Genomic DNA, 8,156 nt, shown 5'->3' on the forward strand with positions numbered 1-8,156 from the left:
GCGACAGCCATGCCCACGGCACTGAGGGCGTGCACTTCTTCACTCGCGGCAAGGCCATCACCAGCCGCTGGCTGGATCCCAGCCACGGTGGCATCGAGCTCGGCTTCCCCCAGAACCAGTAGCCATCCCTCGTCCGCGAGCGTGCGTGTCTGCGCCCGACACGCCGATCCCGGATGGCAGTTGACGCACGCTCGCGGAAGCGTGGGTCAGCGGCGTCGGTCGAACAGGCTCTCCGCGGAAAGGTAGAGCGTCAACATGTCGATTAGGGTCTGGCGTTGCCGCGTCGAATCGTAGGGCACCGCAGAAACCATTTGCGGAACCGTCAGACCGCGCAGGCATGCCCAGATGACGTCGGCGACCGCGGTGCCGTCACGGTCGGGAACCAACTTGGCGCCGAGCGCGCTAAGCCCCTCGTTTAGCTCGACGAGATGGCGATTCAGCTTCTTGTTGCGCGTGACGCGAGTAGCCACCAGGATCTCCTGTGCAGCCATCGACGTCGGGTTGCTGAAGGCGGGCCAGGCGGTCTCGACGACGGCCGCCACCCGCGCACGCAGGGGGCCGGTCGGAATGGCGACCTCCGCAAGGCAGCGCTGCAACCCGGCGAAGCCCTGGTCCACCACGGCCATGAGCAGTTGGTCACGATCACCGAAGTGGTACTGAATGACGCCCCAACTTACGTTCGCCCGTTCGGTGATGTGCTTGGCGCTGGCGGCACCGAAGCCCTCTTCGAGGATGCACGCCACCGTCTCGGCGATGATCGTGTCTCTGGTTTCGTCACCGCGCTGTTGACGCGTTTCGCCACGGCGCGTGGGTGCGGGCCGGGATCGGGTCGAACGTGGCGGCGTCGTCATCGCATCAGTCCATGGACCTGCGCGATCGGTAGGTCGCGCAAGGACGTCATGCCAGTCGGGGCAGCGCACACCACGGAGATCGCGTTGACGACCTTGGCGGCAGTGGCGATGACGCCGCCCTCGTTCTGATCGATCTCCCCTGAGCCGACATGGGCGTTGATCTCGACTCCCGGCCGGCCCGTCACGACGACGCGATGCACGCCGCCGCGCCCTTCCGGCGGATAGGGCCAGTCGGGGGCCGCGGCCTGGGTGAGCCGATTGACGTGTTCCATGACGATGACGGGCAGGCCGTCCTTCATGCCCTCGACCGCGAACCGTACGGCGGCAACGTGACCCGGCTCGACGCGCATCATGGTGCAGTCGATCGGTTCGGGAGTCACCCAGGTCTCGTGGCCTTCACGCACCTCGTCGAGTTCGACCCCGAGGCACTCCGCCAAGTGCTTGACGGGCCCACCCCAGATCGAACGGAGCACACCGGGAAGGAACATCAACGGCGGCTCCTGCTCAGGCGTGAAGCCGAAACCAAAACTCACACCGGTGAACTCGGCGTCGTCATAGCTGCCGTAGTCGAACACTTCCTGCACCAGAATCGACGTGGCCGACTGGCAGAGGCTCAACGCGGCGAACGGCAGCATGTCTCCGGAGAAGCCGGGGTCGATGCCGTTGACGTACATCGTGGTGCCCCCCTCTTGACACGCCGCCAGAAGGGGATCCCGTAGCCAAGAATCCGCGGCATCGGGGTTGATCAGCCACACCATCGACGTCGCAACGACGTTCGTGCCTGCCCGAAGGAACGCGGTCAACTCGGCGAGCGCCTCGGTCGGCCGCGTCTCGCCCTGCGAGGTGTAGACGACGCAATCCGCGCCCAACGCTACGAGCGCATCCACGTCGGCGGTGGCCTTCACTCCCGTCGGCTCGCTCAGTCCGCACAGCGCGGCGGCGTCACGGCCGATCTTGGCTTGGCTACTCGCATGAACTCCGACCAGTTCGAGGTCGGGGTGTTCGATGACGTGTCGCAGAGCGTGCTGCCCCACATTGCCGGTCGAGAACTGAATCACTCTGAGCTTCAATGGAACTCCAGGGGTTGCATCACAGCAGGTCGGTGATCGTCTTGAGCCCTGACTCATAGAGCACGCCAGGCAGCATCCCGCCGTCGATTTCGATGGTGGTGCCGTTGATGTAGTCGGCTTGCCCGCTACACAGAAACACGCATGCCCGACCTACCTCGTCGGCCCCGCCCGCCCGCTTGAGCGGAACCTTCGCGAAGTACTTGGTGCCGTCTTTGTCGTCCGACGGCAGCACGAAGTCATGAAAGTTGGTGGTCATCGTCGGCCCCAACGCCAGACAGTTGACCCGGATCTCCGGTCCCCACTCCTGTGCGAGCGACCGCGTGACGTGGTTGAGGCCGCACTTCGCCGCACCGTAGGAGACCAACGTTGGCGATCCGGCCGGATGGCCTGCGCCACTGGAGATGTTGACGATCGATCCCGCCCCGCCACGCTTCATCTCATGGCAGACCCGAATCGCGAACCAGAGCGGGCTGATCAGGTTCATCTGAATGGCGAAGGCGTGGAACAGCACGCTGCGCTCGTAATCGTCTGCGCCGCGGGGACTCCCCTGAATCCGCTGCACCAGTTCGGGCACCGCCTCCACACTGGGGCTGGGTACTGTTCCGCCTGCATTGTTGATCAGGATGTCGATGCGGCCGTAGGTGTCGACGACCTTGCCGACGAATGCGTCGATGGCGTGGTAGTCGCCCTGGTCGCACACCCATTGCGCGGATCGCTCCCGACCGCCGTCCACTCGCGCGGCCGCGGGGAGCTCGTCCAAAGGTGAACGCGAACAACCGACGACGGTGGCGCCTGCTCGCAGCAACTCCTCTGCAATCCCGTCGCCAACACCTCGGCTGGTTCCGGTGACGATCGCTACCTTGCCGTTGAGCACTGACATGGCCGAGAGCTTACGGCCCGAACATTGATCGTTCAATGTTTTAGTAAACGACTTACAGCAGGTTCGTCGCCAGGAACGTCAATGGCATGCCGAAGATCGACGCCCGCTGAACTTCCACGAGTTCGAGCCATTCCCGCCGCGGTCCTGCTGAAAGTCGATCGACGCACCGTGTCGCCGTGCGACCTCCGTGGTTGCGTCAATGTCGTCGACCCGCACCACCACCGAGAAACACTCCATCATCATGACGAGCTAGGAAGTCAGCGACAGAACCAGGATTCGCGTCGCGATCGTCGGTCGGGGGTAACAAGCTCCACCCCGCGATCCCAGTCCAACGTCACACGCAGTCCGACGTCATCGAGGACGTGCGTCTCAAATCTGAATCCGAGTGCTTCGAGGAATGCCGTCGCCATGTCGAGCCGTTCCGCGGCAACGGCGAACACGACGTGATGCATCAAGGGCAGTTTAGTCGACATGGAAAAACATCAATTTACTTATGTTCTTATGGCCAGGTTCCGCCAAGCTGCCGGGCTCGGGCTAGCTCGGCCCCGCCGTCGAGCGTCGGATGCTCAACGAGGGTTGATGCAGATAGATTCGTTGCGGCCCATCGGGCCGCTCGAGCCGCTGCAGCAAGAACTTTGCGGCCTGCGAACCGACGGCGAAGTTGCCGTTGTCGACCGACGTGAGCGACAGGTGCCGGATGCGCGCGAGATAGGTGTCGTCGTACCCAACCAACGAAAGGTCTTCCGGGACAGACAGTTCGCGATCAGCCGCCGCCGAAAGAGCGCCAACGCAACTGACGTCGTTGAAGGCGAAGATGGCGGTCGGACGCGCTGATCGATCGAGTAGCCGCCCGGCCCCCGCATAGCCGCCCTCCTCGGTCATGCCGGAGATCTCGACGATCGCATCGTCGGCGAGTCCCGCCGCCGCCATGGTGTCGAGGAAGCCCCTGCGTCGCAGAGACCCCACGATTCCCGGCCCAGCCAGATGACCGATGCGTCGATGCCCGAGGTCGAGCAGGTGCTCGGTGGCCAGTCGCGCGCCGACGACGTCGTCGTCTGCAGCGATGTCGACTCGCGGCAGATTCGGCTCGTGGGTTCCGGCGATGACCACGGGCACGACCGCCGCAGCACGCTCGATCGCGTCGCCCAGATCGGTGGTGCCGACGACGACGAGTCCGTCGACCCGTTGGGCGAGAAGCGTTTCCACGGAATCGCGACCGACGCGCCGATCGAGGTGACTGTCGACCAGGACCGGGGCCATGCCCACGGCATCGAGCGCCGTCGTCAACCCTTCCAGCAGGGATACGAACCATGGGTTGCGTAGATCGTTGAGCATCACGCCCACGGTTCCGCTGCGGGACTCGGATAGCCCCCTGGCGATGGCGTTGGGACGATAGCCCAGTTCGGACATGGCGGTCAGGACCGTGTCGCGGCGAGCGACGCTGACGTTCGACTCACCGCGAAGTACCCGGGACACCAACGACTTGGACACGCCGGCTCGGGCGGCGACGTCCCGGATGGTCGCGGGGCGGCCAAGCCGGTCCTGTGGAGTCATGGCTGTCAGCATATTGATCCTTCGTCACCTGGCCCGTATCCTACTGGGACCGGTCCCACACTGTCCCATGAACGAGGAGCACTCCGTGAGCGAACGAGCCAGCCTGCGTCTGACGGCGGGCATGGTCGGCGGCGGCGAGGGCGCCGACATCGGCAAGACCCACCGCTACGCGATGCGACTCGACGACCGATACGAGCTGACCGCAGGCGTGTTCGGGCGCAACCCGGAAGCGTCGGCGGGCATGGCCAGGAGCCTGGGGATCCCCCCGCAACGCACGTATCGCAACCATCGGGAGATGGCAGAGTCGGAGCGCGCCCTGCCCGACGGCGTCGACGTCGTCGTCATCGCCACCCCCAACGACAGCCACTTCGAGATCGCACGCACGTTCCTGCAAGCGGGCGTCTCCGTCGTCTGCGAGAAGCCACTGACCCGCGACTCGCAGACCTCGGCCGAACTGGTGTCGATCGCCGAATCGACCGGCGCCATCCTGGCCGTCCCGCACTGCTATTCGGCGTACGCGATGGTGCGCCACGCCGCACGACTGGTCCGCGACGGCCGCCTCGGTAGCATCCGCTTCGTTGCCGTCGAGCATGCCTCGGGGTGGGCCTCGAGACCGCTCGAGCTCGGGGATCATCGGCAAGCACGTTGGCGTACGGATCCGGGCGTCGTCGGGTTTCCCAGTGTCGTAAGCGATCTTGGCACTCACGCCTTGCACCTGTTGCGGTACGTCACCGGGCTGGAGGTCACCAAGGTCTCCGCGGAGTTGAGCACTCTGGTTCCGGGACGACCCGTGTTCGACAACGCGACGGCGCGCCTCGGGCTGTCGAACGGAGCGCCCGCCACTCTGTGGGCGAGCATGGCTGCGACCGGCAACGAGCACGGCCTCCGCATCCGTGTGTTCGGCGAGGAGGCAGGTCTCGAATGGCGCCACGAGGATCCGCAGCACCTGATCATCCGCGACGTGGACGGCGCCACGACCACTCTCGCACAAGGCATGAGCTCGTTGTCCGAGGATGCCACCCGACTGACCCGACCCGGGATGGGGCATCCCGAGGGGTTCCTCGAGGCGTTCGCCAACTTCTACGTCGACCTCGCCGAGATGTTGCGGGCGCGCCGCGACGGCACCGCCCACGAGCCGAGGGAGCTAGCCATTCCCACCGGCATCGACGGCCTGATCGGTGTCCAGTTCGTCGAAGCCGCGGCGGCGTCGCACGCCCTCGACGGAGCCTGGATCGATCCGCAGCAGGCGCGCGCGAAGGTCGGGGCCCGAACATGACTCGTTTCGCCTTGATCGGTGCCGGATTCATCGGTGGCGTGCACGCCGCCAATCTGGCCGTCCATCCCGGGGTCGACCTCGCGCTCGTCTACGACATCGACTCGACCCGAGCCGAAGCCGTTGCCGCGCAACACCGCAGCCGTGCAACGGTGGACCTCGCCGATGTCTTCGATGCCGATGCCATCGACGCGGTGCTCATTGCGTCGTCGACCGATACCCACGCGGATCATCTGCGCACCGCCGCCACGGCTGGCATTCCCGCGCTGTGCGAGAAGCCGATCGACCTCGATCTCGAACGGGCGGTCGACGTCGTCGGCTACGTGCACGAGCGCGGCATCCCGGCAATGGTCGACTTCAATCGGCGCTTCGACCGCGACTACGCCGAACTTCAACGGGTCGTGACCTCAGGCGAGATCGGCGACGTCCACCTGATTCAAATGACGACCCGCGGTCCGGCGCTGCCTCCGCTGTCCTACATCGCAGTTTCCGGCGGCCAGATGCGGGACCAGACCGTGCACTTCTTCGACCTGGCCCGGTGGATCTCCGGGCTGGACCCCGAGGCCGTGTTCGCCACCGGCTCGACGCTCGTCGAGCCACGGTTGGCGGACTATCGGGACGTCGACACGTCGGCGGTCACGCTGCGTCTTCCAGGCGGTGCTCTCGTCCAGATCGACAGCACCCGGCAGATCGGATACGGCTACGACGAGCGCATCGAGGTGCTCGGGTCGACGGGCATGGTCGAGGCACGGCGCCACCGCGCCGGCGCCGTATCCCGTTACGGCACAGGACGAGTCGTTGACGACGGCATGCAGGCAGGCTGGTTCGAGCGCGTCGCAGGCAGTTACCGGGTCGCACTCGACCACTTCGTCGACGCGCTCCGCGACGGCAGTGCCATCGGGCCAAACCTCGACGAGGCGCTCAAGGCTCAGGCCATCGCCGAGGCAGCGACCAGGTCACTGGATAGCGGTCGGATGGAACCGATCGACTATCCGTAGTCGACCGTCGGCGTCGCGGGACCCCGAGTATCAGAGGATGTAGAGCATCTCCTGGTAGGTCGGCAACGGCCACAGGTCGTCGGCGACGACGCCCTCCAGCGTGTCGGCGGCAGCGCGCACCGCGTCCATCAACGGCAGCAGGCTCTGCGCATGCTTGGCCTCCTCGGCAGCGGAATCGCCACCGTGAGCTTCCATCGCCGTCTTGAGCGCCGTCAACGCGCCGGTCAGCTCGGAGATCGGCGTGGACACCGTCGTCAGCAGCGTGGTGTCCGGTTCGATGCCGGCAGCCTTGAGCGTCGCGACATTCGACGCCAGCTCGGTCTGGTAGCGCACGGCCGCAGGCAGAATCACCGTCGAGCCCACTTCCAGCGTGAGCTTCGCCTCGACGCTGACGGTGAGGGCGTACATCTCGTAGCGAACCTCTTCGCGGCTGTGCAGCTCCCGCGAGTTGAAGACGCCGTACTTCTCGAAGACCTCGATCGCCTCGGGCTTCACCAGCTCGGGGATGGCATCCAGCGTCATCTTGAGGTTCGGCAACCCGCGGGAGGCCGCCTCGACCGCCCAGTTGTCCGAGTAGCCGTCACCGTTGAACACGACGGCGCCGTGCTCGGTGATGATCTCGGTGAGCAGCTTCTGCACGGCGACGTCGAAGTCCTCGCCCTCGCCGGTCGCCTTCTCCAGCCAGGTGGCCATGTAGTCGAGCGAGTCCGCCATGATCGTGTTGAGGATGATCATCGGCACGTTGATCGTCTGCCCCGAGCCCGGCGCGCGGAATTCGAAGCGGTTGCCGGTGAATGCGAACGGACTGGTGCGGTTGCGATCGCCCGGATCGGTCGGCAACACCGGGAGGGTGTCGACGCCGATGATCATGGACCCCTTGCCCTTTGACGACGTGGCCGCACCCTTGGCGATCTGCTCGAACACATCGGCGAGCTGATCGCCGAGGAAGATCGAGATGATCGCGGGCGGAGCCTCGTTGGCACCGAGGCGGTGGTCGTTGGTGGCCGAGGCGACCGACACCCGCAGCAGACCGGAGAACTTGTGCACGGCCCGGATCACCGCGGCACAGAACACCAGGAACTGCGCGTTCTCGTGCGGGGTGTCGCCGGGGACCAGGAGGCTACCGAACTGTGCGTTCCCCAGCGAGAAGTTGACGTGCTTGCCCGACCCGTTGACGCCGGCGAACGGCTTCTCGTGGAAGAGGCACTCCATGCCGTGCTTCTTGGCGATGGTCTTGAACGTGGTCATCAGGAGCTGCTGATGGTCGGCGGCGATATTTGCCTTCTCGAACATCGGCGCGATCTCGAACTGCCCTGGTGCGACCTCGTTGTGGCGGGTCTTGGCCGGGATGCCGAGCTTGAACAGCTCGCGCTCGGTGTCCATCATGAAGCCGAGCACCCGGTCGGGGATGGCGCCGAAGTAGTGGTCGTCGAACTCCTGGCCCTTGGGCGGCTTGGCGCCGAACAGGGTGCGGCCCGAGTTGATCAAGTCGGGACGCGCCAGGAAGAAGTGCCTGTCGATCAGGAAGTA

The 8,156-nt window shown here is 65.6% G+C and carries 9 protein-coding genes; 3 read left to right on the forward strand and 6 right to left on the reverse strand.

The window, feature by feature from the left end:
- A partial coding sequence (locus QOD90_RS20110) for a methylmalonate-semialdehyde dehydrogenase (protein ID WP_526352602.1) occupies positions 1–122 on the forward strand: 122 nt, incomplete at its 5' end.
- Positions 123–206: 84 nt separating this feature from the next.
- Here the strand turns inward: QOD90_RS20110 and QOD90_RS20115 are convergent.
- From QOD90_RS20115 to QOD90_RS20135, 5 genes are all read right to left on the reverse strand, one after another.
- Positions 207–851: a TetR/AcrR family transcriptional regulator gene (locus QOD90_RS20115; protein WP_526352594.1), complete on the reverse strand. Its 645-nt coding sequence runs from the start codon at positions 849–851 to the stop codon at positions 207–209.
- Positions 848–1,909 carry an NAD(P)H-dependent amine dehydrogenase family protein gene (locus QOD90_RS20120; RefSeq protein ID WP_526352595.1) on the reverse strand — a complete coding sequence of 354 codons (1,062 nt, stop codon included), beginning with the start codon at positions 1,907–1,909 and terminating at the stop codon, positions 848–850. The genes QOD90_RS20115 and QOD90_RS20120 overlap by 4 nt, the downstream gene beginning before the upstream one ends.
- 31 nt (positions 1,910–1,940) lie before the next feature.
- Positions 1,941–2,801: an SDR family NAD(P)-dependent oxidoreductase gene (locus tag QOD90_RS20125; RefSeq protein ID WP_526352596.1), complete on the reverse strand. Its 861-nt coding sequence runs from the start codon at positions 2,799–2,801 to the stop codon at positions 1,941–1,943.
- Positions 2,802–3,058: 257 nt separating this feature from the next.
- The gene (locus QOD90_RS20130) at positions 3,059–3,253 is read right to left on the reverse strand and encodes a hypothetical protein (RefSeq protein WP_526352597.1); all 195 of its coding nucleotides are present in this window, start codon (positions 3,251–3,253) and stop codon (positions 3,059–3,061) included.
- Between the two features lie 82 nt (positions 3,254–3,335).
- Entirely contained in the window at positions 3,336–4,355 is a 1,020-nt protein-coding gene (locus tag QOD90_RS20135; RefSeq protein ID WP_526352598.1) for a LacI family DNA-binding transcriptional regulator, read from the reverse strand.
- Positions 4,356–4,440: 85 nt separating this feature from the next.
- Between QOD90_RS20135 and QOD90_RS20140 the strand changes: the two genes are divergently transcribed.
- On the forward strand, positions 4,441–5,631 hold the full coding sequence (locus QOD90_RS20140) for a Gfo/Idh/MocA family protein (RefSeq protein ID WP_526352599.1): 1,191 nt from the start codon (positions 4,441–4,443) through the stop codon (positions 5,629–5,631).
- Positions 5,628–6,626 (forward strand): Gfo/Idh/MocA family protein, encoded by a 999-nt coding sequence (locus tag QOD90_RS20145; protein WP_526352600.1) that lies wholly within the window; start codon positions 5,628–5,630, stop codon positions 6,624–6,626. The genes QOD90_RS20140 and QOD90_RS20145 overlap by 4 nt, the downstream gene beginning before the upstream one ends.
- Positions 6,627–6,656: 30 nt before the next feature.
- On the opposite strand, the gene QOD90_RS20150 is transcribed toward QOD90_RS20145, so the two are convergent.
- A partial coding sequence (locus QOD90_RS20150) for a glutamine synthetase III family protein (protein WP_526352601.1) occupies positions 6,657–8,156 on the reverse strand: 1,500 nt, incomplete at its 5' end.

This window comes from Mycobacterium sp. (assembly GCF_032161845.1).
GTDB lineage: Bacteria > Actinomycetota > Actinomycetes > Mycobacteriales > Mycobacteriaceae > Mycobacterium.